The following is a 22,663-nucleotide window of genomic DNA, read 5'->3' on the forward strand; positions in this document are numbered from 1 at the left end:
GGGGCTTGCCCCCGCTGGACTACGGAGTAGTCCCGAGTCCAGCCGATTCACCACGAGCTTTTTACGGCTGCTTCGCAGCCGAACGGGGCGGTGCGGCGTTCCGACAAGCCCCCTCGCCACACGCCCGCACCAACCGCAACCCTGCGATCACCACGGCAAATACCGCAATGCCGGTGTTGTACAAGGCCAATGCCGGAAACCCGAACACCAGCGACAGCACCGCCAGCCACCAGCCCGCCCGGCCCGGCACCACAAAGCCCAGGACCGCAGCCGCCAATGCAGCCCCGCCCATCACCTTGAAATGAATCAGCAAGCCGAGGGTCGAGCGCGCCTGGCATTCCCAACGGCTTGCTTCATCGACGCAGAGACCAACCCACTGGGCGTCCTCCATCAGGACATAACGCAGGCCATAACTGGCGGCCAGCCACAGCGGCAAGGCGATAAGCAAAATAATGACGGGCAGACGGCGGGACATGAAGCACTCCGATAAACGAAAACGGCGCCCAGCTTAATCGCCCGCCAGCCGTAAGCAAGCGAGACCCGTAGAAATCTGTTCAGACAATCGCTGCAAAGTGTATCGTTCAGCCGCTATTGATCCGAATTCAGCCTCTTTGGTGCCGCCGCATGGCACTTTGGCACATTACTGATGGTCATAGCCTGCGAACCTCATCAGGCACCTTCCTTTAAGGGATTTAGTCATGCTCCGTTCCCTGCGCTTCGCTGCCTTGTTTGGCGGCCTTATTTTGAGTGCGTCCGCGCTGGCGGCGGACATCGACGCCGTCAGTTATGGCTACCCCTTGACCAACCCGTTCGAGGCGACCATCGCCACGACCCCGCCGGAGTTGCGTCCCGAGTTGCCGTCCGATGACGCGATCCATCAATCGGATTACACCCTGAAGCTGCGTCCGGAACGCGAGTTCGACCTGCCGGACAATTTCTGGCCAGTGAAAAAGCTCACCTATCGCATGGCCACGCAGGATCACGCCGCACCGCTGATTTTCCTGATTGCCGGCACCGGCGCACGCTTCGACAGCAGCATTAACGAATACCTGAAAAAGCTCTACTACAAGGCCGGTTATCACGTCGTGCAACTGTCCTCACCGACCAGTTTCGACTTCATGAGCGCCGCTTCCCGCTTCGCCACCCCAGGCGTGTCCAAGGAAGATGCCGAGGACATGTACCGCGTGATGCAAGCGGTCCGCGCGCAAAACCCGAAGCTGCCGATCACCGACTACTACCTCACCGGCTATAGCCTGGGCGGACTGGACGCGGCGTTTGTCAGCAAACTGGATGAAACCCGACGCAGCTTCAACTTCAAGAAAGTCTTGCTGCTCAATCCTCCGGTCAACCTCTACACCTCTGTCACCAACCTCGACAAACTGGTGCAAACCGAGGTCAAGGGCATCACCAACAGCACCACGTTCTATGAACTGATGCTCAACAAGCTGACGCGCTACTTCCAGCAGAAAGGCTACATCGACCTCAACGACGCGCTGGTCTACGACTTCCAGCAATCGAAACAGCACCTGAGCAACGAACAGATGGCCATGCTGATCGGCACCTCGTTCCGCTTTTCCGCTGCCGACATCACCTTCACCTCGGACCTGATCAACCGACGCGGCCTGATCATCCCGCCCAAGTTTCCGATCACCGAAGGCACCAGCCTCACGCCATTCCTCAAGCGTGCACTGCAATGTGATTTCGACTGCTACCTCACCGAGCAGGTGATCCCGATGTGGCGCGCCCGGACCGACGGCGGCAGCATCTTGCAGTTGATTGACCAGGTCAGCCTCTACGCGCTCAAGGATTACCTGCACGACAGCCCGAAAATCGCCGTGATGCACAATGCCGACGATGTGATCCTCGGCCCGGGCGACCTCGGCTTCTTGCGTAAAACCTTCGGCGATCGCCTGACGGTTTACCCTCACGGCGGCCATTGCGGCAACCTCAACTACCGCGTCAACGCCGACGCCATGCTGGAGTTCTTCCGTGGCTAAACACCTCCTTCTGCTCGCTGCACTGCTTGGCGCAGTCGGCTATGCCCATGCCGACAACAGCAAGGCCAACTCCACAACCGTGGTTGATCAGGACGGCTTCACCGAGCCCATGACCAAACTCAAGTTCAACCCGGGGCTGGACCAGCGTGAATTCGAACGCTCGACCCTGAATGCGCTGAATGTCTATGATCCGCTGGAGTCGTGGAACCGTCGGGTCTATCACTTCAACTACCGCTTCGACCAATGGGTGTTCCTGCCGGTGGTCGACGGTTATCGCTACATCACCCCAAGCTTCCTGCGCACGGGCGTCAGCAACTTCTTCAACAACCTGGGTGACGTGCCCAATCTGGTGAACAGCCTGCTGCAGTTCAAGGGTCAGCGTTCGCTGGACATCACCGGACGACTGCTGCTCAACACGACCCTCGGCATCGGCGGACTGTGGGACCCGGCCACCGCCATGGGCCTGCCGCGCCAGGTCGAAGACTTCGGCCAGACGCTGGGCTTCTACGGGGTTCCGGGCGGCGCTTACTTCGTACTGCCAATCCTCGGCCCCTCGAACCTGCGGGATACCGCAGGACTTGCGGTCGACTATACGGCGGAGTCGGCAATCAACTACCTGAACGTCTCGAAAGTCAGCGCAAACCACCCGGAAATCTGGGTCCTGCGCAGCATCGACAAGCGCTATCAGACCAACTTCCGCTACGGCCAGCTGAACTCGCCGTTCGAGTACGAAAAAGTGCGTTACGTGTACACCGAAGCGCGCAAGTTGCAGATTGCCGAGTGACTTCATCAGCAACAAAAACCTGTGGGAGCAGCCGGTCGACGCTCGACTGCTCGCGATGAGGCCATAACATTCAACATTGATGTTGCCTGTTACACCGCTATCGCGAGCAGGCTCGCTCCCACATCTATGGTTACCCCCTTTTCTGCAATACTGTTTTTGATGCGTGTTTGGCTTGCTTTCATCTATCCGGCGTCTGTGTGGGGTGGCAACCCCGCGCCTCGATGAGAATCGATGCCTAACGATCCTAATTATTCGAACGGCCTTTCAGCCGTGTGGGAGCTCAGGGTTGTCGTCAGGCCGGTTAGCCGTTCACGTCATCTGTTATCCAGCATCGCAAAACCAGGTGGGTGGTGCTCGGGTGACAGCAGGGTCAGGCGTTCATCGCGGTTGGCCCTGCATCAAATTCAGTGTGGTGGGCCAGCAATCGCCCAGGCGATCCTTGCCAGCTTGTTGGCCAGCGCGCAGACCACATGGTTGGAGTGATGGTGGGCCAATAGCTGCCGGACCCAGTCCGCCAGCCAGCCTTTCTGTCGGTCCAGTTGCATCAGGTAAACACGGGCACATTGGACAAGCAGGCGCCGCTGGTTGCGATCACCTCGCTTGCTGATGCCCAGCAGGACGGTCTTGCCGCCCGTAGAATGCTGTTTGGGTATCAGCCCGATTGAGGCCGAATAGCCTCGGCCGCATTTGAACTGCTTGCCATCGCCCAATTCGGCAGCCAGGACGCTGGAGGTGATCGGGCCTACGCAGGGCATGGTCATCAAACGAGCCGCCAGATCATCTTCGGCGGCCTGGCATTCCACTTCCTTGTCCAGCGTCTTGATCTGCCCATCCAGATAGGTGAAGTGCTCCTGCAACCTCGTCAGAAGTTTTTTGATGGGCACAGGAATTGAACTCGCTTCAAGCCGAGCGGGCAGTTCTTTGATGGGCTTGAAGCCTGTGGCCAGACTGACGCCGACCTCCAAAAGCGCTGCGTGAATCCGATTGACGGTCGCGGTGCGCTCTTTGATGAACGAATCGCGTGTCGAGTTGAGCATGGCCAGCAGCTGCTGAGCCTGGGTTTTGGGGTGTACAAAGCGCATTGTTGGACGAGTCGCCGCCTCGCAGATCGCTCGGCATCAGCGAAGTCGTTTTTGTTGCTTTTCACGTAAGGGCGTACGAGATGCGGGGCAATGAGCTTGGGCGTATGTCCCAGCTTCGCGACCTCCTGCGCCATGAAGTGGGCTCCGCCGCAGGCTTCCATCACAACGGTGCAGGGTTCGAGATTCATCAGGTGCTGCATGAGCGCCGCACGAGTAAACTTTTTGCGGTAACTCATGACCACGATCATCTTGCGCGTGTAGATGGAAAGAGTGTTTTCCCAGATCGATGGCGGCAATAGCTACTTTGTTCATGGCAACGGTCTCCGATGAGCCCCCTGCGAAAGCTTAGTGGGCGATCACAGGGGGCGGCGGGGGTAGCCATTTCATTATTTGATCTGCGTTGCCTATGGACAGTGTCCAGAACTCAACCTTTGACTGCGCGCCAGATTTTGCCCACCGCTGTCACACCCGCCAATACCACCGCTCCGGCAATAATCCCCGCTGCCGCGTTGAGCAAGCCCGGCACGATCCACGACATGCCGCCGACGCTCTGACTCACACCTTCAATCCAGTGATGCACCGCCGGCACGCCATGGGTCAGGATCCCGCCGCCGACCAGGAACATCGCCGCCGTGCCGATCACCGAGAGGCTTTTCATCATGTATGGCGCGGCGCGCAGGATGGCGCCGCCGATGCTTTTGGCCATTTGCCCGGGCTTGCGGGTCAGCCACAGGCCGAGGTCGTCGAGCTTGACGATGCCTGCCACCAGACCGTAAACGCCGACTGTCATGACGATAGCGATGCCTGAGACCACGATCACCTGCTGCATCAGCGTTGCACCGGCCACGGTGCCAAGCGTGATGGCGATGATTTCAGCCGAAAGAATGAAGTCGGTGCGCACCGCACCTTTGATCTTGTCCTGCTCGTACGCCACCAGATCTGTCGCCGGATCAGCAACGGCTTCGACCCATTGCGCGTGTTCCGCCTGATCCTCAGCCTTGCTGTGAAGGACCGTGTGGGCAAGTTTTTCGAAGCCTTCAAAACACAAGTAGGCGCCGCCGACCATCAACAAGGGTGTCACCAGCCAAGGGATGAATGCACTGATCGCCAGCGCTGACGGCACCAGAATCAGTTTGTTGCGAAACGAACCCTTGGCCACGGCCCAGACCACCGGAATTTCCCGCTCAGCGCGGACACCGGATACCTGCTGGGCGTTGAGCGCCAAGTCGTCGCCGAGCACCCCGGCGGTCTTCTTCGCGGCCATCTTGGTCATCAACGCGACGTCGTCGAGTACGGCGGCGATATCGTCGATCAGCACCAGCAAACTGCTTCCAGCCATGGATTATGGTTTCCTTCGGGAATGAATGGTGCGCAGCATAGCGTGTCGCGGCGCTCAAGGGCGTTCTTGAGCGCTGCGCGAGGCCGGTGCTACCATGCGCAACCGCCAGTATCGGCAAGGAATCACCTGGTTTATGAGCACTATCCGCGAGCGCAATAAAGAACTGATCCTGCGTGCCGCCAGTGAAGAGTTTGCCGACAAAGGCTTCGCTGCGACCAAAACCAGTGACATCGCGGCCAAGGCGGGGTTGCCCAAGCCCAACGTCTATTACTACTTCAAATCCAAGGAAAACCTCTACCGCGAGGTCCTTGAAAGCATCATCGAGCCGATTCTCCAGGCCTCGACGCCGTTCAACGCTGACGGTGTGCCGAGCGACGTGCTCAGCGGCTACATTCGCTCGAAGATCCATATTTCCCGCGACCTGCCGTTCGCGTCCAAGGTGTTTGCCAGCGAGATCATGCACGGTGCGCCGCACCTGAGCGCCGACCTGGTCGAACAGCTCAACGCCCAGGCCAAGCACAACATCGACTGCATCCAGACCTGGATCGATCGCGGCCAGATCGCCCCGATCGACCCCAACCACCTGATGTTCAGCATCTGGGCCGCGACCCAGACCTACGCCGACTTCGACTGGCAGATCTCCGCCGTCACCGGCAAGGCCAAGCTGGATGAAAGCGACTACGAAGCGGCGGCGCAGACCATTATCCGGTTGGTGCTCAAGGGCTGCGAGCCGGATCGTTAGACCGCGGCGCGCCCATCGCGAGCAGGCTCGCTCCCACAAGGGATTTGTGAACACAGGAGATTCAGTGTGGGAGCGAGCCTGCTCGCGATGGCGGTAGTTCATTCACCAAAAATCAGGCAGTCACCCCAGCATCCGCCCGCAACCCCTGTTCCTCGATGGCGCTGATTGCGCATTGCTCGTCGATGTCCGAGGTGTCGCCGCTGATGCCGATGGCCCCCAGCACAACCCCATCCTGATCACGAATCAGCACCCCGCCCGGCGCGGGTACCACGCTGCCCTGCCCCAGGCTGTTAAGCGCGGCGATAAACGCCGGACGCTGTTGCGCATCCAGTGCCAATAGCCGCGAGCCCTTGCCCAGCGCGATCGCGCCCCAGGCTTTGCCGATGGCGATCTGTGGACGAAGCAGGCTGGCGCCGTCTTCGCGTTGCAAGCTCAACAAATGCCCGCCCGCATCGAGTACTGCAATGGTCAGCGGTGCCGCGGCGATCTTGCGCCCGAAGGCGATGGCCTGACCGGTCAGGCTGACTGCGACTTTCAAGGTTAAAGCGCTCATGGGTGCCGTCCTTATCTTGTTATGGGAAAGCCTTTGGGGTTCTTTTTGCTCCGAAGCCCGATGCAACAAATAGAACACAATGAATTATTTTTTGTATACAATAATTCTCTAAATGCGGCTCATGCGACGAAACGCCACAGTGTTTATGGCCCTCCGACGAATGAAACAGCCGCTTGAGAAAATGGATTGACCTGCGCCGTCCGCCATGAATACACTCTGCGCAAAGCCACTTGTATACAATTACAAAACGTAAAGAGGCACAAAACCATGAGCAAAATGAGAGCAATCGAAGCCGCCGTTCTGGTGATGCGCCGTGAAGGGGTTGATACCGCTTTTGGCATTCCCGGCGCTGCAATCAACCCGCTGTACTCCGCCCTGCAAAAGGTCGGCGGCATCGATCACGTCCTCGCTCGCCACGTTGAAGGCGCCTCGCACATGGCCGAGGGTTACACCCGCACCAAGGCCGGCAACATCGGCGTGTGCATCGGCACTTCGGGCCCTGCCGGTACCGACATGGTCACCGGGCTCTACAGCGCCTCGGCCGACTCGATCCCGATTCTTTGCATCACCGGGCAAGCCCCCCGTGCCCGTATGCACAAGGAAGACTTCCAGGCCGTCGACATCACCAGCATCGTCAAGCCCGTAACCAAGTGGGCGACCACCGTTCTGGAGCCGGGCCAGGTGCCTTACGCGTTCCAGAAAGCCTTCTATGAAATGCGCTCCGGCCGTCCAGGCCCGGTACTGATCGACCTGCCGTTCGACGTGCAGATGGCCGAAATCGAATTCGACATCGACGCTTACGAACCACTGCCACTGGCCAAGCCAGCGGCAACCCGCAAGCAAGTCGAGAAAGCCCTGGCCATGCTCGATCAGGCTGAACGTCCATTGCTGGTAGCCGGCGGCGGCATCATCAACGCCGATGCCAGCGACCTGCTGGTGGAATTCGCCGAGCTGACCGGTATTCCGGTTATCCCGACCCTGATGGGCTGGGGCACGATCCCCGACGATCACCCGCTGATGGTCGGCATGGTTGGCCTGCAGACTTCGCACCGTTACGGCAACGCGACAATGCTCAAGTCCGATGTGGTGCTGGGCGTGGGTAACCGCTGGGCCAACCGTCACACCGGTTCGGTCGAGGTGTACACCGAAGGCCGCAAGTTCATTCACGTCGACATCGAGCCGACCCAGATCGGCCGCGTGTTCACTCCGGATCAGGGCATCGTTTCCGACGCCGGTCTGGCGCTGAAAATGTTCATCGAAGTGGCCCGCGAGTGGAAAGCCGCCGGCAAACTGAAGGACCGCAGCGCCTGGCTGCAAGACTGCCAGCAACGCAAGGCGAGCCTGCACCGCAAGACTCACTTCGACAACGTGCCGGTCAAACCGCAGCGCGTATATGAAGAGATGAACCAGGTGTTCGGCAAAGACACCTGCTACGTCAGCACCATCGGCTTGTCGCAGATTGCCGGCGCGCAGTTCCTGCACGTCTACAAACCGCGTCACTGGATCAACTGCGGTCAGGCTGGTCCTTTGGGCTGGACCATTCCGGCAGCACTGGGCGTGGTCAAGGCTGACCCGAGCCGCAAGGTCGTGGCACTCTCGGGCGACTACGACTTCCAGTTCATGATCGAAGAACTGGCGGTGGGCGCGCAGTTCAAACTGCCGTACATCCACGTCGTGGTGAACAACTCATACCTGGGGCTGATCCGTCAGGCGCAGCGCGGTTTCGACATGGATTACTGCGTGCAGCTGTCCTTCGACAACCTCAACGCACCGGAGCTCAACGGTTACGGGGTTGACCACGTCGCGGTTGCCGAAGGTTTGGGTTGCAAGGCGTTGCGCGTGTTCGAACCGGCGGGCATCGCCCCGGCCCTGCGCAAGGCCGAGGAGCTGATCGAGGAGTTCAAGGTTCCGGTGATCGTCGAGATCATCCTGGAGCGCGTGACCAACATATCCATGGGCACCGAGATCAACGCCGTCAACGAATTCGAAGACCTGGCGCTGGTCGGCAGCGACGCACCGACGGCGATTTCGTTGCTCGACTGATGATCGTTCCCCTTGTGGGAGCGAGCCTGCTCGCGATGACTGCTTCACATCCAACAAAGATGTTGGCCGGTACAGCGCTTTCGCGAGCAAGCTCGCTCCCACAGGGGCCTCACATTTACAGGAGACCACCATGCCGCGTTTCGCAGCCAACCTGTCCATGCTGTTTACCGAGCAGGATTTTCTTGCCCGCTTTGAGGCGGCCGCCAAAGCCGGCTTCAGCGGTGTCGAATACCTGTTCCCTTACGATTTCAGCTCCGCCGAGATCAAGGCTCAACTGGATGCCAACGGTCTGACCCAAGTGCTGTTCAACCTGCCGGCCGGTGACTGGGCCAAAGGTGAACGCGGGATCGCCTGCCATCCGGATCGCGTGGAAGGGTTCCGCGCTGGCGTCGATCTGGCGATCGCTTATGCGCAGGTTCTGGGCAACACCCAAGTCAACTGCCTGGCCGGTATCCGCCCACAAGGCGTCGACGATGCCACCGTGGAAAAGACCTTTGTCGCCAACCTCAAATATGCTGCTGACAAGCTCCAAGCGGTGGGCATCAAACTGGTGATGGAAGCCATCAATACCCGCGACATCCCGGGCTTCTACCTGAACAACACCGCTCAGGCACTGTCGATTCGCGAACAAGTAGGCAGCGCCAACCTGTTCCTGCAATACGACATCTACCACATGCAAATCATGGAGGGCGACCTGGCCCGCACCATGGCCACGCACCTGGCTGAGATCAATCACATTCAACTGGCCGACAACCCGGGCCGCAACGAACCGGGCACCGGTGAAATCAACTACCGCTTCCTGTTCGAACACCTGGACCGCATCGGTTACCAGGGCTGGGTCGGTTGTGAATACAAACCGCTGACCACCACTGAAGCGGGCCTTGGCTGGCTGAAAACCCATAACGCAATCTAAAGCGAAACCTGTGGGAGCGAGCCTGCTCGCGATAGCGGTGTAACAGGCAACAGAGATGTCGAATGTTATGGCCTCATCGTCGGAACGACGCCCGGAGCAAGCTTGCTCCCACAAAAGCAGCGCTCCCCTATTTGCTTGAGCAACATAAAAACAAGAGGATTTTCTCATGGCTAAAATCGGATTTATCGGCACCGGCATCATGGGCCACCCAATGGCGTTGAACCTGCAGAAAGCCGGTCACAGCCTGTTCCTGTCGGCGCACCACGACCCTGCTCCGGCTGACCTGGTCGCCGCTGGCGCGGTCGCTCTGGCGAGCCCGAAAGAAGTCGCTCAGGAAGCCGAATTCATCATCATCATGGTGCCGGATACCCCACAAGTCGACGACGTGCTGTTCCGTGCCGATGGCGTTGCCGCCGGTGTTGGCAAAGGCAAAGTGGTCATCGACATGAGCTCGATCTCGCCGACCGCGACCAAAGCCTTCGCGGCGAAGATCAACGAGAAAAGCGCGCAATACCTCGACGCTCCGGTGTCCGGGGGTGAAGTCGGCGCTAAAGCCGCGACCCTGAGCATCATGGTCGGTGGCGACAGCGATGCTTTCGAACGCGCGCTGCCATTGTTCCAGAGCATGGGCAAGAACATCACCCTGGTCGGCGGCAATGGCGACGGTCAAACCGCCAAAGTGGCGAACCAGATCATCGTGGCCCTGAACATCCAGGCCGTGGCCGAAGCCCTGCTGTTCGCCTCGAAAAACGGTGCTGATCCCGCCAAGGTGCGTGAGGCGCTGATGGGCGGTTTCGCCTCCTCGAAGATCCTTGAAGTACACGGCGAGCGCATGATCAAGGGCACCTTCGATCCAGGCTTCCGCATCAGCCTGCATCAGAAGGACCTCAACCTGGCGCTGGCCGGTGCGCGCGAGCTGGGTATCAACCTGCCCAACACCGCAGGCACCCAGCAAGTGTTCAGCACCTGCGCGGCCATCGGTGGCAGCAACTGGGACCACTCGGCGCTGATCAAGGGTCTGGAACACATGGCGAATTTCTCGATTCGCGATAAGTAAGCCCAGCCCCAAAACCTGTGGGAGCGAGCCTGCTCGCGATGGAATCACCGCGATGTACCTGAAACACCGTGGTGCCTGAATCGCGAGCAGGCTCGCTCCCACAGGGAACCGAGTTGCCCTCCAAATAACAAGAATTCCGGGAGCCCGCCATGTCGGTCGATCCGCAACAATTCCTGCGCGAGCTGTTTGCCACAGCCATCGACGCGGCCCATCCGCAGCATGTCCTCGAAGCCCATTTACCGAAAGATCGCAGCGGTCGGGTGATCGTGATTGGTGCCGGCAAAGCCGCCGCAGCCATGGCCCAGGTGGTCGAGCGCTGCTGGCAGGGTGAAGTGTCTGGCCTGGTAGTCACCCGCTACGGTCACGGCGCCCCTTGTGAACAAATCGAAGTGGTCGAAGCCGCCCACCCGGTGCCTGATGCGGCCGGTCTGGCCGTGGCCAAACGGGTGCTGGAACGGGTCAGCAATCTGACCGAAGACGACCGGGTAATCTTCCTGCTCTCGGGCGGTGGTTCGGCCCTGCTCGCCCTGCCCGCAGCCGGCATCACTCTGGCCGACAAACAGGCGATCAACAAAGCCCTGCTCAAATCCGGCGCAACCATCGGCGAGATGAACTGCGTGCGCAAACACCTCTCGGCGATCAAGGGCGGCCGCCTCGGTAAAGCCTGCTGGCCAGCGACGGTTTATACCTACGCGATTTCCGATGTCCCGGGCGACCTCGCTACCGTAATCGCTTCCGGCCCGACCGTCGCCGATCCGAGTACCTCGGCCGAAGCCCTGACGATCCTCAAGCGCTACGCCATCGAGGTTCCGGCGTCGGTGCGCAGCTGGTTGCAAAGCCCTGAATCGGAAACCGTAAAACCGGGTGATCCGAGCCTTGCCCGCAGTCATTTCCAGTTGATCGCCCGCCCACAGCAATCCCTGGAAGCGGCAGCGGTGAAAGCCCGCCAGGCCGGTTTCAGCCCGTTGATCCTCGGCGATCTGGAAGGCGAATCCCGCGAAGTGGCGAAAGTCCACGCCGGGATCGCGCGCCAGGTGGTGCTGCACGGTCAGCCGTTGGCGGCGCCCTGCGTGATTCTCTCCGGCGGCGAAACCACCGTCACCGTGCGCGGCAATGGTCGTGGCGGACGCAACGCCGAGTTCCTGCTGAGCCTGACCGACAGCCTCAAAGGCCTGCCCGGCGTTTACGCGCTGGCCGGTGATACCGATGGCATCGACGGCTCCGAAGACAACGCCGGCGCCATCATGACCCCGGACAGCTACACCCGCGCCACGGCTCTCGGTTTGAGCGCCAGCGACGAGTTGGACAACAACAATGGCTATGGCTATTTCGCAGCGCTCGACGGGCTGATCGTCACCGAGCCAACACGTACCAACGTCAACGACTTCCGCGCCATCCTGATCCTCGAGAGCCCTGAACATGACGCCTGATAAAAAGGTCAAAATCCTCGCCACCCTCGGCCCAGCCACCGAGGGTATTGATGACATCCGCGAGTTGGTCGAAGCCGGGGTGAACATCTTTCGCCTGAACTTCAGCCATGGCGATCACGCTGACCACGCCCAGCGTTACCAATGGATCCGTGAAGTCGAGCGCCAGCTCAATTACCCGCTCGGCATTCTGATGGACCTGCAAGGTCCGAAGCTGCGGGTCGGCCAGTTTGCCGAGGGCAAGGTACAACTGGTGCGCGGTCAGGCCCTGCGCCTGGACCTCGACGCCACGCCAGGTGACGAACGTCGGGTCAACCTGCCGCACCCGGAAATCATCGCCGCGCTGGAGCCCGGCATGGACCTGCTGCTGGACGACGGCAAACTGCGTTTGCGGGTGGTGACCAAGTACGCCGATGCCATCGACACCACGGTGCTCAATGGCGGCGAGTTGTCGGACCGCAAAGGCGTCAACGTGCCGCAAGCGGTGCTCGACCTCAGTCCGCTGACCGCCAAGGATCGTCGCGACCTGAGTTTCGGTCTGGAGCTGGGTGTCGATTGGGTCGCGCTGTCATTTGTGCAGCGTCCTGAAGACATTCGTGAAGCGCGCGCGCTGATCGGCAACAAAGCCTTTTTGATGGCGAAAATCGAGAAGCCGTCGGCCGTTGAACAACTGCGCGAAATCGCCAAACTGAGCGACGCGATCATGGTTGCTCGTGGCGATCTGGGCGTGGAAGTACCGGCCGAGAGCGTGCCGCAGATCCAGAAAGACATCATCAGCACCTGCCGTCAGCTCGGTAAGCCGGTGGTGGTGGCGACGCAGATGCTTGAGTCGATGCGCTTCTCTCCGGCGCCGACACGGGCCGAGGTAACCGATGTCGCCAACGCGGTTGCAGAAGGTGCGGATGCGGTAATGCTCTCGGCGGAGACCGCTTCTGGCGATTACCCGCTCGAAGCGGTGCAGATGATGAGCAAGATCATCCGTCAGGTCGAAAGCGGCCCTGATTATCAGGCGCAACTGGATGTCAGCCGGCCAAAAGCCGAAGCCACTACCTCGGACGCTATCAGCTGCGCGATCCGCCGAATCAGCTACATCCTGCCGGTGGCGGTGCTGGTGAACTACAGCGAGTCCGGCAGTTCGAGTTTGCGTGCGGCGCGGGAGCGGCCAGCAGTACCGATCCTCAACCTGACGCCGAACCTGCAAACCGCTCGGCGCTTGAGCGTGGCGTGGGGTGTGCACTCGGTGGTCAATGATCGATTGCGGCAGGTCGATGAGGTATGCTCCACCGCACTGGAAATCGCCCAGGCACAAGGCATGGCCCAGCGTGGCGACACGTTGTTGATCACTGCGGGCGTGCCTTTCGGTCAGCCGGGATCCACTAACTCGTTGCGCATCGAGACGTTGATTTAGCGAACTGCCCTTGTGGCGAGGGAGCTTGCTCCCGCTCGACTGCGCAGCAGTCGTGATACGTAATCCCGATTCCCCCTATAAAAACCCGGGATACGTTTTGGGGCCGCTCCGCGACCCAGCGGGAGCAAGCTCCCTCGCCACGGGCTTGATGCAACACCTTGGTGCTTCCTCTGCCCTTAGACCCCATCATGCCTGCCAACCACTTCAACACCCACTGCCCCGACTGGGCCACTGCCCTGCTCAACGGCTTCAGTCAGATTTTCCTCCAGCGCCATCCGCTGTGCGGTTTGCTGTGCCTGTTGGCCATCCTGTTTACCGCTCCGACGTTGCTCGGCGGTGCCCTGTTGGGTGGCGTGGCCGGTTTGCTCACTGCACAACGTCGCGGCTACGCCAAGGCTGATCGTCAAGCCGGGATCTTCAGCTACAACGGCGTCTTGCTCGGCCTCTTGCTGAGCCTGCAACTCAGTTGGTCGGCCATGCTACCGCCACTGATCCTCGCCAGCGGTGGCCTGAGTGCGATCGTCACCCAGCAATGGCTCAAGCGCACTCGCGACCAGCATTCTCTGCCCGCCTACACCGCACCTTTCGTGGGATTGGGCTGGATACTGCTGAGCGTTGCTGCCCCGGCCCACTCGGCACCTGCGCCACTGACAGAACTCGATGCCCTGAGCCTGCTCGGTGCCGAGTTCAAAGGCCTGGGCCAAGTCATCTTCCTCGATCATCCCCTGGCAGGTGTGTTGATCGCCGCCGGTTTGCTGCTTGCCAACCGCCGCGCCGCGCTCTGGGCGCTGACGGGTTCCGCCGCGGGTTTGCTCTGCGCCTTGTGGCTGAACGAGACTCCCGGCGCATTGCTCGGCCTTTATGGCTACAACCCGGCACTGGCCGCCCTCGCCTTCAGCCAGCAACGCCGCCAACCCTGGCTGCCACTGCTGGGTATCGCATTGGCGATCCTCCTCACACCGGCGTTCGCTGCCGTGGGGCTGGCGACCCTGACCGCGCCGTTCATCCTCGCCTGCTGGTTGCTGCGTTCGGGTATTCACCTGCTGCGCCAAGCGACCACAGACAGTGCGCCTTGCCAAACCTCGGAGAATCAACCTAGGCTGCGCTGATTTATGGCCAAGGCGATTTGAATGGACAGCAATGAGACGTGGCGTAATCGCCTGTACGTGATGATTTTCCAGACCGACACGGTGGCCGGGCGACGCTTCGATAAAACGCTGCTGCTGATCATCCTCGCCAGCCTGGTGGTGGTGATCCTCGACAGCATCGATGACGTTCATCAGAACTTCGCCAACACCCTGGCGTACATCGAGTGGGGTTTTACCCTGATCTTCCTGGTCGAGTACATGTTGCGCTTGTACTGCTCGCCCAGGCCGCTGCGTTACGCCTTCAGTTTTTACGGGCTTGTGGATTTGCTGGCGATTGTTCCAGGCATCCTTGCGCTGTATTACAGTGACGCGCAGTACCTGTTGATCATCCGAATCATCCGTATGCTGCGGATCTTTCGCGTGCTCAAATTGCTCCCCTACCTGAAGCAGGCTCATTACCTGCTCGACGCCCTGCGCGGCAGCAAACAGAAAATCATCGTATTCCTGCTCAGCGTCTGCACGCTGGTAACAGTGTTCGGCACACTGATGTATGTGGTCGAAGGCCCGGAGCATGGCTTTACCAGCATTCCCAAAGGGATCTATTGGGCGATCGTCACCCTGACCACCGTCGGCTACGGCGACATCGTGCCCAGGACTGCGCTTGGGCAGGTTATCTCCTCAATGGTGATGATCACCGGTTACTCGATCATCGCCGTCCCCACCGGGATTTTTACCGCCGAACTGGCCAACGCCATGCGCGGCGAACAGCTGCAACATGACTGCCCGGTGTGCCGCAAAAACCAGCATGAACACAGCGCGGCATTTTGCTCCCGCTGCGGCAATGCACTGTTCAAAAAAATAGAATAAGCACAGTACTTTTTAATCTTTAAAGGGATATGTAGCCCCGGCTATAGTCGACGGCGAATTGCCTTCATCTCGAACAAAAGGAATGTGCAGTGAAAAAGATCTTTGGCGCCTCACTTCTGGCCGCTGGCCTGACCCTCGCCAGCGTGGCCCAGGCCGCACCGACCCTGCTCAACGTGTCCTACGACGTGATGCGCGATTTCTACAAGGACTACAACACTGCCTTCCAGAAACACTGGCAAGCCGAGCACAACGAAAACATCACCTTGCAGATGTCCTTCGGCGGCTCCAGCAAACAGGCCCGTTCAGTGATCGACGGCCTGCCGGCTGACGTCATTACCATGAACATGGCCACCGACATCAACGCCCTGGTCGACGACGGCAAACTGGTCCCGGACAACTGGGTGACTCGCCTGCCGGACCACAGCGCGCCGTTCACCTCGGCCACCGTGTTTATCGTGCGCAAGGGCAACCCAAAAGCCCTGAAAGACTGGCCCGACTTGCTCAAGGACGGCGTGCAAGTGATCGTGCCCAACCCGAAAACCTCGGGCAACGGCCGCTACACGTATTTGTCGGCCTGGGGTTACGTGCTGAAAAACGGCGGTGACGAAAACAAGGCCAAGGCCTTCGTCGGCAAGCTGTTCAAACAAGCCCCGGTACTCGACACCGGTGGCCGCGCCGCCACCACCACCTTCATGACCAACCAGATCGGCGACGTACTGGTGACCTTCGAGAACGAAGCGGAAATGATCGCCCGCGAGTTCGGTCGCGACCAATTCGAAGTCATCTACCCAAGCGTCTCCGCCGAGGCCGAGCCGCCAGTCAGCGTGGTCGACAAAGTCGTCGACAAGAAAGGCACCCGCGCTGCCGCCGAGGAATACCTGAAGTACCTGTGGTCCCCAGAAGGCCAGGAAATCGCCGCCGCCAACTACCTGCGTCCGCGTGACCCAGCGGTACTGGCCAAGCACACCGACCGCTTCCCGAAAGTCGACTTCCTGTCGGTGGAGAAAACCTTCGGTGACTGGCGTACCGTGCAGAAAACCCACTTCAACGACGGCGGGGTTTTCGACCAGATTTACAACGGGCAGTAAGTGCTGGACCAGCAGTGAAAAAAGGCGACCTCAGTAGTCAATGCCAGTCAGTTAAGGCATTAACCTCAGTAGTCGCCTTTTTCATACCCGCAGGTGACTCACATCGGCGGTGCCGCACCATCCTTGCCGGCCGAAATCGATTGCGCCGTCAGCGTGCCGTCAGCGCTTTGGGTGGCGAACAACACGACCTTGACCCCGACTTTGAGCAGGCTGCGATCAGCCGGTGTCAGGTTGACGATCGGCACGTCTTCCGGCACCAGGATGGTCTGCTGGCCGCCCTTGTAATTGACGGTCAGGACTCGGCCATTGTTGACCACCAGATCAGCGACAATGCCATTGGTCATGCTGCTGCCCTTGACCAGATCGAACGGACGGTGGCCGTCGCCGGTGCCAGCCATTTCGGGTGGGAACACATGCACTTCCAGTGCCTTGAGCGTGCCATCGTCTTGCGGTATCGCCGCTGAGCCAATGTAGCTGCCGGGCTTGATGTCTTCGATGTTGGCCGGGGTTACGGCGCGAACCTGGGTGTCCTTGGTCAACTGGATGACCACGTTCTCGCCCGTGTTGGCGCGCACTTTCAAGACTTCTTCGGACACCCCGGTGATTTCACCGCGCACGCCGATACGCATTCCCGGTGCATCCTCGGCCAGAACAGAAGTGGCGATCAGCGCGCACCCCAGGAAAATCGCGCCAATGTTGTGTATCAGGCTACCAAACATCGTTTTCATGGGACCGGTTTCCACTGATGAAACGTTGAAAAATGACTGATACAAGAGGGCTCGACCGCCCAGATAAATCATATGCGCTATGGAACAGGATGAAAGCTTCGCGGGCATCGAAGCGCCACCTGCGAACAGCCCTCAATGCCGTACCAGCTTCTCCATCGCCGCATCCGCCAAAAAGGAAGAGCGGCTTTTGACGTTGTGCTCACGCACATAACGGTCAATGCGCTGGATAACGTAGCCGGGCAACGTCACGTTGACCTTCTCGGTTTTGCCGAGGTAAGGCGCAATGTCGAGCTCCAGCATGCCCCAGCCCATGTCGGCAAAATCCGGGTTACTTCGGTGCGCTGCTGCCGAGGTCGGCATCGGAATATCATCCCCGCCGGCTGCGATCTCCTGCAGCATGATGTGGGCCACTTCAACCGCTGCGTTGTAAGCCTCTTCAAACGTGTCGCCTGCGGTGACGGCGCCCGGAATATCGGGGATCTGAATACCGATGGCGGTGTTCTCGTCGCCCCACTCGATACAGATTGGATATTGCATTACGGATCTCCTGCGTAACTGGCCACCGGGTAGTGGAGCCCGGCTCGCCTCCTGATGCTTTTAACCGTTCCAGTCGGCAGGTCTTTCCTGGGATGGGGTACGGGTATCGTGTATGGGCTGTAAGGATGGGTGAAGATGTGATGACTGCCGGTGACCCGATCGAGCCTCCAACCCGCCGCCTCAAGCTCTCTGATCAATAACCTGCTCTGCACCACGCGCCTCCTTGCACCGGCCCAATAAAAATAACTCTAGAGTTATATTTACTCAAGCACAAAAAGCCGATGCATGACGTACGGTTGTTTTACAGGGTGTTGAATGGAGCAGCGATTTGCGTAGAGAGGGAGCCGGTATTTCGCTGAACGCACCTGCAAAAACGGCGACCCTGAGGTCGCCGTTTTCGTTACTGGCTGTATTGCTTGCCCAACCCTGGCGGCACGCCATGGATGTCGATCTCTTCCCACGGCCCGTTCGGGCTGATGCTGCGGCTCCAGCCGTTGTTCCAGCGGTAGTAGGTGCGCTGGCGGTAGAAGGTGTCAGTCTGATTGTCGAGGACGTAGACGCCGAGTTTCGCATCCCAGTGGCTGTTGCCGCCCGGTGGTGGAGCGAAGCTCGCCGAGGTACGCGGCTGTGGTTTGCCAGCTTTGTTTGGGGTCATCGGTTTGCCGGGGGCAGTCGTCGGTTTGTTGCCTGGGTACGATGACGGAATGGGCGGCAACCGCTCTTCATGTGACGGCGGCTGGACCGCACATGCACTTAACCCCAAAACCAGACTGAGCAGGGTGATACGAGCGATGGCGGTCATAGCGGATTTCCTGGTTATTTATCTGGGCTGTCGATGGTCAATTGTTGCGGCGCGGTAGTGCTGCTGGCCAAAGGCTTGCTGCGACCGACCCACTCGCCGGCAGTCGGTTGGCCGGCACGGGAAACGCGCGCGACCAGTTGGACTTCAGGAAAGTTCGACAGTTTCAATTGCGGCATCATTGCGTCGGCATCGCCCAGCTCGACGGTCGCTGGCAGGTCGGCAACGGTCAGGCGCTTGGCTGCCAATGGCGCCGGAGGGCCTGAAGTGGCACGGGCAAAAATGAACACGCTGTCACCCGGCTGAACCTTGGCTTTCAACTCTGCCGCCAGATCAACCGTCACTTTCAGCAATGCCGAAGGTTTAGCCGCTACGACGGGCGCCTTGGCAACAGTAGCGCCGCTCGCCTGCAGTTTTTCGGTTGCCCGTGCAATGCCACCTTCCAGCGCGCTGCGCGAATTATCTTCGGGTGGCAGTTGCGCCAACAGACGACTCCAGTAATCGATGGCCTCCTGATAACGCTCGCTTTCGAAAGCCGCAATGCCCAACAACCCAAGGCTGGTGACTTCTTTGGGATCGGTCTTGAGTGCTTCGTCGGTCAGCGCCTGGATCTTGTCCGACCACTTTTTGTTGTCGGCAAAATACTGCGCCTGGGCCCACTGGCCGAGCAATTCAGGCTGACGGCCAGCCAATGCCACGGTGCGCTCGAAGATCTTCGCAGCGTCGCCAGGACGGTCCTGAGCCATGTAGGTACGACCAAGGAAATACAGACCTTCGGCGGAGTCCGGTTGAGCCGCCACAGCGCGTTCGAGACGACGGGTCATCTCTTCCATCGATTGCGGTGCCTGGGCGAATTCGCGGGTCAGTTCGACCTTGTCGCTGGCGCCGAAATGCATGTACAGCCCCAGACCCAACACCGGTACCAGAATCGCTGCCAGCAGTGGCAACGGTTTGCCCAGACGGGAAACCCGACCCGTGTCGGCACCCTCGGTATCGGCCAGCAGTTCACGAGCCGCTTCGTCACGCCCGGCGCTCATTTGCGTCGAATCCAGTACGCCTTCGGCCTGCTGAGCCTGCAACTCAGCCACGCGCTCCTGGTAAAGCGCCACGTTCAGCGCGGTACGATCCTCTTCACGCTGGGCGCGACGGCCACGCAGAACCGGGATCAACAGAAAACTCAGGGCAACCAATAGAAGCAGACCTGCAGCAAGCCAGAAATCAATCATTCTTGGTGTTATCCAACAGTTGGTCGAGGCGCTTGCGCTCATCAACAGAAAGCGTGTCTGTACCGGCCGTGCGCTCGGCACGACGGCGACGGACGATTACGGCGATCACCAGCACGCCACCGAGCAACAACCCGGCCGGGCCAAACCACAGCAATGCCGTCTTGCTGTTCAGGGCTGGCTTGTAGCGAACGAAGTCACCATAGCGATCAACCATGAAGTCGATGATCTGCTGGTTGTCCTTGCCCTCGCCAAGCATGCGGAAAATCTCTTTGCGCAGGTCAGCGGCAATCGGTGCATTGGAATCGGCAATGTCCTGATTCTGGCACTTGGGGCAACGCAGTTCTTTGGTCAGTTCGTGAAAACGCTCGCGCTCGGCGTCATTGGCGAACACGTAGGTGTCGATGGCCGCGTGAGCGACGCCAGCGATACTCAGGCCGAGTACGGCGGCAGCAATCCAGCGCTTCATGGCTTGGCCTCATCGACCAGCGCCTGATACTTGGCCGCCAGTTTTTCGCGCCAGACCACTTCGTCGATCACCCCGACGTACTTGTCGCGGATGATGCCTTTGGCGTCGATGAAGAAGGTTTCCGGAGCGCCGTAAACGCCGAGGTTCAAGCCCAGGGAGCCTGCCTCGTCACGGATATCCAGCAGGTACGGGTTGTGGAATTCGACCAGCCACTTCAAGGCATCGGTGTTGATGTCCTTGTAGTTGACGCCATAAATCACCACGCCCTGCTGGGCCAGCTTGTTCAGCACCGGGTGCTCGACCCGGCAGGAAATGCACCAGGTGCCCCAGACGTTGACCAGGGCCGGTTTGCCCAGCAGATCAGCGCGGGTCAAGGTCTTGTCGCCTTGCACGGCCGGCAGGGAAAACTCGGGGAACGGCTTGCCGATCATCGCCGAGGGCAGCTCGGCCGGGTCCAGATAGAGACCCCGGTAAAGAAACACCGCCACCACCAGAAACAGCGCCAGTGGCAACACCATTAACCAACGTCTCATGCAGTGGCTCCCGTCATGCCCAGCGCTTCACGCACGCGACTTTTCACCTTGACCCGATAACGACGATCCAGCGCCGCCAGCAACCCACCGAAACCTGTCAGCAAACCGCCGAACCAGATCCAGCGCACGAACGGTTTGACGTGCACGCGCACGGCCCAGGCGCCATTCTCCAGCGGCTCGCCGAGTGCCACGTACAGGTCACGGGTGAACCCGGCGTCGATGCCGGCTTCGGTCATCATTGAGTTCTGTACGGTGTACAAACGTTTTTCCGGGTGCAGCACCGCGACTTCCTTGCCCGATCGGATCACCCGAATGGTGCCTTTGTCGGAGGTGAAGTTCGGTCCTTCGAAGTGCTTGGCGCCCTCGAAGATGAAGTGATAACCGGCAAGATCCATCGACTCGCCCGGCGCCAGACGCAGATCGCGCTCGGCGCTGCTCTGGCTCGAAAGCACCACGCCCAAGGCGCACACGGCGATCCCCAGGTGCGCAACCTGCATGCCCCAATAGCTGCGGGTCAGACTCGGCAGGCCTTTGATCAGGCCCTTGTTGCGCGTCTTGTCGAAAATGTCACGCACACCGGCCAGCAACACCCAGGCCGCGAGCATGAAGGTCGCCAGCACGGCCCAGTTGAAGTCGCCATAAGCGATCCCGGCGACGACCGCCAAAGCAGCGCTGCCGAGCAACACCGGGGTCAGCATGCTCATCAGCCATTTCACCGGGGTGTCTTTCCAGCGCACCAGCACGCCGACGGCCATCACCACCATCAGCAGTGCCATCAACGGAATGAACAATGCGTTGAAATACGGCGGGCCGACCGACATCTTGGCGCCGGTCAGGGCATCGAGCACCAACGGATACAAGGTGCCGAGCAGAATCATCGAAGCCGCGACCACCAGCACCAGGTTATTGCCCAGCAGCAGGGTTTCACGCGACCACAGGTTGAAGCCGACATGACTCTTGACCACCGGCGCGCGCAGGGCGAACAGCGTCAGCGAACCGCCGACCACAAACAGCAGGAAGATCAGGATGAACACGCCCCGCGCAGGGTCCGAGGCAAATGCGTGCACCGAGGTCAGCACGCCGGAACGCACCAGGAAGGTTCCCAGCAGGCTCAGCGAGAACGCGGCAATGGCCAGCAACACGGTCCAGCTTTTGAACACACCACGTTTTTCAGTTACCGCCAACGAGTGAATCAGCGCCGTACCGACCAGCCAAGGCATGAACGAGGCGTTTTCCACCGGGTCCCAGAACCACCAGCCGCCCCAGCCGAGTTCGTAGTAGGCCCACCAGGAGCCGAGGGTGATGCCGATACCAAGGAACGCCCAGGCGACGATGGTCCAAGGTCGCGACCAACGGGCCCACGCCGCATCCAGACGACCGCCGAGCAAGGCCGCAATCGCGAAGGCGAACGCCACCGAAAAACCGACGTAGCCCATGTAGAGCATCGGTGGGTGAACGATCAGGCCAATGTCTTGCAGCAACGGATTGAGGTCATGACCGTCAGTGGGAATCTGCGGCAGGATCCGCGCGAACGGGTTTGAGGTGAGAATCAGAAACAGCAGGAAACCGGTGCTGATCATGCCCATCACCGCCAGCACGCGAGCCAGCATGACCTGCGGCAACTGCCGGGAGAAGATCGATACGGCGAAGGTCCAGCCACCGAGAATCAACGCCCAGAGCAGCAAGGAACCTTCGTGGGCCCCCCACACCGCACTGAACTTGTAGTACCACGGCAAGGCGCTGTTGGAGTTGTTGGCGACATAACCCACCGAAAAGTCATCGGTCATGAAGGCGTAGGTCAGGCAGCCGAAAGCGAACAGCAGAAAGGTGAACTGACCCCACGCCGCTGGCTGGGCCAGGCCCATCCACATGCGCTCACCGCGCCAGGCACCGAGCAACGGCACGGTGGCCTGAACGATGGCAAAGCACAGGGCGAGAATCATCGCCAGATGGCCCAACTCGGGAATGAAGATGCCTGAGGTCATG

At 60.0% G+C, this 22,663-nt stretch carries 22 protein-coding genes and 1 pseudogene; 11 read left to right on the plus strand and 12 right to left on the minus strand.

Annotated features, from left to right (window positions below; genetic code table 11):
• Positions 1–61: 61 nt before the first annotated feature.
• Positions 62–475 carry a hypothetical protein gene (locus HK44_RS19070; RefSeq protein ID WP_019692331.1) on the minus strand — a complete coding sequence of 138 codons (414 nt, stop codon included), beginning with the start codon at positions 473–475 and terminating at the stop codon, positions 62–64.
• Between the two features lie 223 nt (positions 476–698).
• Here HK44_RS19070 and HK44_RS19075 point away from each other — a divergent pair, with 223 nt between their 5' ends.
• Entirely contained in the window at positions 699–1,997 is a 1,299-nt protein-coding gene (locus HK44_RS19075) for a serine protein kinase PrkA (RefSeq protein ID WP_019692332.1), read from the plus strand.
• Complete coding sequence (locus tag HK44_RS19080; protein WP_019692333.1) at positions 1,990–2,781, plus strand: MlaA family lipoprotein; 792 nt, start codon at positions 1,990–1,992, stop codon at positions 2,779–2,781. Before HK44_RS19075 ends, HK44_RS19080 begins: the two co-directional genes overlap by 8 nt.
• 370 nt (positions 2,782–3,151) lie before the next feature.
• Here the strand turns inward: HK44_RS19080 and HK44_RS19085 are convergent.
• Both HK44_RS19085 and HK44_RS19090 read right to left on the minus strand, forming a co-directional pair.
• Positions 3,152–4,175, minus strand: a pseudogene (locus tag HK44_RS19085) (IS110 family transposase).
• A 112-nt stretch (positions 4,176–4,287) separates the two neighbouring features.
• A complete protein-coding gene (locus tag HK44_RS19090) occupies positions 4,288–5,202 on the minus strand; it encodes a DUF808 domain-containing protein (RefSeq protein WP_019692334.1) in 915 nt (304 codons plus the stop codon).
• A 133-nt stretch (positions 5,203–5,335) separates the two neighbouring features.
• Here HK44_RS19090 and HK44_RS19095 point away from each other — a divergent pair, with 133 nt between their 5' ends.
• The gene (locus HK44_RS19095; protein ID WP_019692335.1) at positions 5,336–5,944 is read left to right on the plus strand and encodes a TetR/AcrR family transcriptional regulator; all 609 of its coding nucleotides are present in this window, start codon (positions 5,336–5,338) and stop codon (positions 5,942–5,944) included.
• 112 nt (positions 5,945–6,056) lie between these two features.
• Here the strand turns inward: HK44_RS19095 and HK44_RS19100 are convergent, their stop codons facing one another.
• Entirely contained in the window at positions 6,057–6,497 is a 441-nt protein-coding gene (locus HK44_RS19100; RefSeq protein ID WP_019692336.1) for a GlcG/HbpS family heme-binding protein, read from the minus strand.
• A gap of 267 nt (positions 6,498–6,764) precedes the next feature.
• On the opposite strand from HK44_RS19100, the gene gcl reads away from it, so the two are divergent.
• From gcl to HK44_RS19140, 8 genes are all read left to right on the plus strand, one after another.
• Complete coding sequence (gcl, locus tag HK44_RS19105; RefSeq protein ID WP_019692337.1) at positions 6,765–8,540, plus strand: glyoxylate carboligase; 1,776 nt, start codon at positions 6,765–6,767, stop codon at positions 8,538–8,540.
• A gap of 130 nt (positions 8,541–8,670) precedes the next feature.
• Complete coding sequence (gene hyi / locus HK44_RS19110; protein WP_019692338.1) at positions 8,671–9,453, plus strand: hydroxypyruvate isomerase; 783 nt, start codon at positions 8,671–8,673, stop codon at positions 9,451–9,453.
• Positions 9,454–9,619: 166 nt separating this feature from the next.
• Positions 9,620–10,510, plus strand: a complete 891-nt coding sequence (locus HK44_RS19115) for a 2-hydroxy-3-oxopropionate reductase (protein ID WP_019692339.1) — start codon at positions 9,620–9,622, stop codon at positions 10,508–10,510.
• 149 nt (positions 10,511–10,659) lie between these two features.
• Positions 10,660–11,940 (plus strand): glycerate kinase type-2 family protein, encoded by a 1,281-nt coding sequence (locus HK44_RS19120; protein WP_019692340.1) that lies wholly within the window; start codon positions 10,660–10,662, stop codon positions 11,938–11,940.
• A complete protein-coding gene (pyk, locus tag HK44_RS19125) occupies positions 11,930–13,345 on the plus strand; it encodes a pyruvate kinase (RefSeq protein ID WP_019692341.1) in 1,416 nt (471 codons plus the stop codon). Before HK44_RS19120 ends, pyk begins: the two co-directional genes overlap by 11 nt.
• A 188-nt stretch (positions 13,346–13,533) precedes the next feature.
• A complete protein-coding gene (locus tag HK44_RS19130; protein WP_019692342.1) occupies positions 13,534–14,454 on the plus strand; it encodes an urea transporter in 921 nt (306 codons plus the stop codon).
• Positions 14,455–14,475: 21 nt separating this feature from the next.
• Positions 14,476–15,300, plus strand: a complete 825-nt coding sequence (locus tag HK44_RS19135) for an ion transporter (RefSeq protein ID WP_019692343.1) — start codon at positions 14,476–14,478, stop codon at positions 15,298–15,300.
• A gap of 89 nt (positions 15,301–15,389) precedes the next feature.
• The gene (locus tag HK44_RS19140) at positions 15,390–16,388 is read left to right on the plus strand and encodes a sulfate ABC transporter substrate-binding protein (RefSeq protein WP_019692344.1); all 999 of its coding nucleotides are present in this window, start codon (positions 15,390–15,392) and stop codon (positions 16,386–16,388) included.
• A gap of 98 nt (positions 16,389–16,486) precedes the next feature.
• On the opposite strand, the gene HK44_RS19145 is transcribed toward HK44_RS19140, so the two are convergent.
• The 8 genes from HK44_RS19145 to HK44_RS19180 form a co-directional block, all read right to left on the minus strand.
• Entirely contained in the window at positions 16,487–17,116 is a 630-nt protein-coding gene (locus HK44_RS19145) for a DUF5666 domain-containing protein (protein ID WP_019692345.1), read from the minus strand.
• Positions 17,117–17,248: 132 nt separating this feature from the next.
• Positions 17,249–17,653: a type II toxin-antitoxin system HicB family antitoxin gene (locus HK44_RS19150; protein WP_019692346.1), complete on the minus strand. Its 405-nt coding sequence runs from the start codon at positions 17,651–17,653 to the stop codon at positions 17,249–17,251.
• Complete coding sequence (locus HK44_RS19155) at positions 17,653–17,865, minus strand: type II toxin-antitoxin system HicA family toxin (protein WP_019692347.1); 213 nt, start codon at positions 17,863–17,865, stop codon at positions 17,653–17,655. Before HK44_RS19155 ends, HK44_RS19150 begins: the two co-directional genes overlap by 1 nt.
• A gap of 188 nt (positions 17,866–18,053) precedes the next feature.
• Positions 18,054–18,455 (minus strand): hypothetical protein, encoded by a 402-nt coding sequence (locus HK44_RS19160; RefSeq protein WP_019692348.1) that lies wholly within the window; start codon positions 18,453–18,455, stop codon positions 18,054–18,056.
• 14 nt (positions 18,456–18,469) lie between these two features.
• Positions 18,470–19,678, minus strand: a complete 1,209-nt coding sequence (gene ccmI, locus HK44_RS19165; protein WP_019692349.1) for a c-type cytochrome biogenesis protein CcmI — start codon at positions 19,676–19,678, stop codon at positions 18,470–18,472.
• Entirely contained in the window at positions 19,671–20,144 is a 474-nt protein-coding gene (locus tag HK44_RS19170) for a cytochrome c-type biogenesis protein (RefSeq protein ID WP_019692350.1), read from the minus strand. The genes ccmI and HK44_RS19170 overlap by 8 nt, the downstream gene beginning before the upstream one ends.
• Entirely contained in the window at positions 20,141–20,677 is a 537-nt protein-coding gene (locus tag HK44_RS19175; protein WP_019692351.1) for a DsbE family thiol:disulfide interchange protein, read from the minus strand. The genes HK44_RS19170 and HK44_RS19175 overlap by 4 nt, the downstream gene beginning before the upstream one ends.
• A complete protein-coding gene (locus HK44_RS19180; RefSeq protein ID WP_019692352.1) occupies positions 20,674–22,662 on the minus strand; it encodes a heme lyase CcmF/NrfE family subunit in 1,989 nt (662 codons plus the stop codon). Before HK44_RS19180 ends, HK44_RS19175 begins: the two co-directional genes overlap by 4 nt.
• Between the last annotated feature and the right edge of the window lies 1 nt (position 22,663).

Source organism: Pseudomonas fluorescens HK44 (genome assembly GCF_000217955.3).
Lineage (GTDB): Bacteria > Pseudomonadota > Gammaproteobacteria > Pseudomonadales > Pseudomonadaceae > Aquipseudomonas > Aquipseudomonas fluorescens_AQ.

What these genes read in the sequence shown, in the direction of transcription:
- HK44_RS19070 (WP_019692331.1), bottom strand. Translation starts at nt 475, where the DNA reads ATGTCCCGCCGTCTGCCCGTCATTATTTTGCTTATCGCCTTGCCGCTG.
- HK44_RS19075 (WP_019692332.1), top strand. Translation starts at nt 699, where the DNA reads ATGCTCCGTTCCCTGCGCTTCGCTGCCTTGTTTGGCGGCCTTATTTTG.
- HK44_RS19090 (WP_019692334.1), bottom strand. Translation starts at nt 5,202, where the DNA reads ATGGCTGGAAGCAGTTTGCTGGTGCTGATCGACGATATCGCCGCCGTA.
- HK44_RS19095 (WP_019692335.1), top strand. Translation starts at nt 5,336, where the DNA reads ATGAGCACTATCCGCGAGCGCAATAAAGAACTGATCCTGCGTGCCGCC.
- HK44_RS19100 (WP_019692336.1), bottom strand. Translation starts at nt 6,497, where the DNA reads ATGAGCGCTTTAACCTTGAAAGTCGCAGTCAGCCTGACCGGTCAGGCC.
- gcl (WP_019692337.1), top strand. Translation starts at nt 6,765, where the DNA reads ATGAGCAAAATGAGAGCAATCGAAGCCGCCGTTCTGGTGATGCGCCGT.
- hyi (WP_019692338.1), top strand. Translation starts at nt 8,671, where the DNA reads ATGCCGCGTTTCGCAGCCAACCTGTCCATGCTGTTTACCGAGCAGGAT.
- HK44_RS19115 (WP_019692339.1), top strand. Translation starts at nt 9,620, where the DNA reads ATGGCTAAAATCGGATTTATCGGCACCGGCATCATGGGCCACCCAATG.
- HK44_RS19120 (WP_019692340.1), top strand. Translation starts at nt 10,660, where the DNA reads ATGTCGGTCGATCCGCAACAATTCCTGCGCGAGCTGTTTGCCACAGCC.
- pyk (WP_019692341.1), top strand. Translation starts at nt 11,930, where the DNA reads ATGACGCCTGATAAAAAGGTCAAAATCCTCGCCACCCTCGGCCCAGCC.
- HK44_RS19130 (WP_019692342.1), top strand. Translation starts at nt 13,534, where the DNA reads ATGCCTGCCAACCACTTCAACACCCACTGCCCCGACTGGGCCACTGCC.
- HK44_RS19135 (WP_019692343.1), top strand. Translation starts at nt 14,476, where the DNA reads ATGGACAGCAATGAGACGTGGCGTAATCGCCTGTACGTGATGATTTTC.
- HK44_RS19145 (WP_019692345.1), bottom strand. Translation starts at nt 17,116, where the DNA reads ATGAAAACGATGTTTGGTAGCCTGATACACAACATTGGCGCGATTTTC.
- HK44_RS19150 (WP_019692346.1), bottom strand. Translation starts at nt 17,653, where the DNA reads ATGCAATATCCAATCTGTATCGAGTGGGGCGACGAGAACACCGCCATC.
- HK44_RS19160 (WP_019692348.1), bottom strand. Translation starts at nt 18,455, where the DNA reads ATGACCGCCATCGCTCGTATCACCCTGCTCAGTCTGGTTTTGGGGTTA.
- ccmI (WP_019692349.1), bottom strand. Translation starts at nt 19,678, where the DNA reads ATGATTGATTTCTGGCTTGCTGCAGGTCTGCTTCTATTGGTTGCCCTG.
- HK44_RS19170 (WP_019692350.1), bottom strand. Translation starts at nt 20,144, where the DNA reads ATGAAGCGCTGGATTGCTGCCGCCGTACTCGGCCTGAGTATCGCTGGC.
- HK44_RS19175 (WP_019692351.1), bottom strand. Translation starts at nt 20,677, where the DNA reads ATGAGACGTTGGTTAATGGTGTTGCCACTGGCGCTGTTTCTGGTGGTG.
- HK44_RS19180 (WP_019692352.1), bottom strand. Translation starts at nt 22,662, where the DNA reads ATGACCTCAGGCATCTTCATTCCCGAGTTGGGCCATCTGGCGATGATT.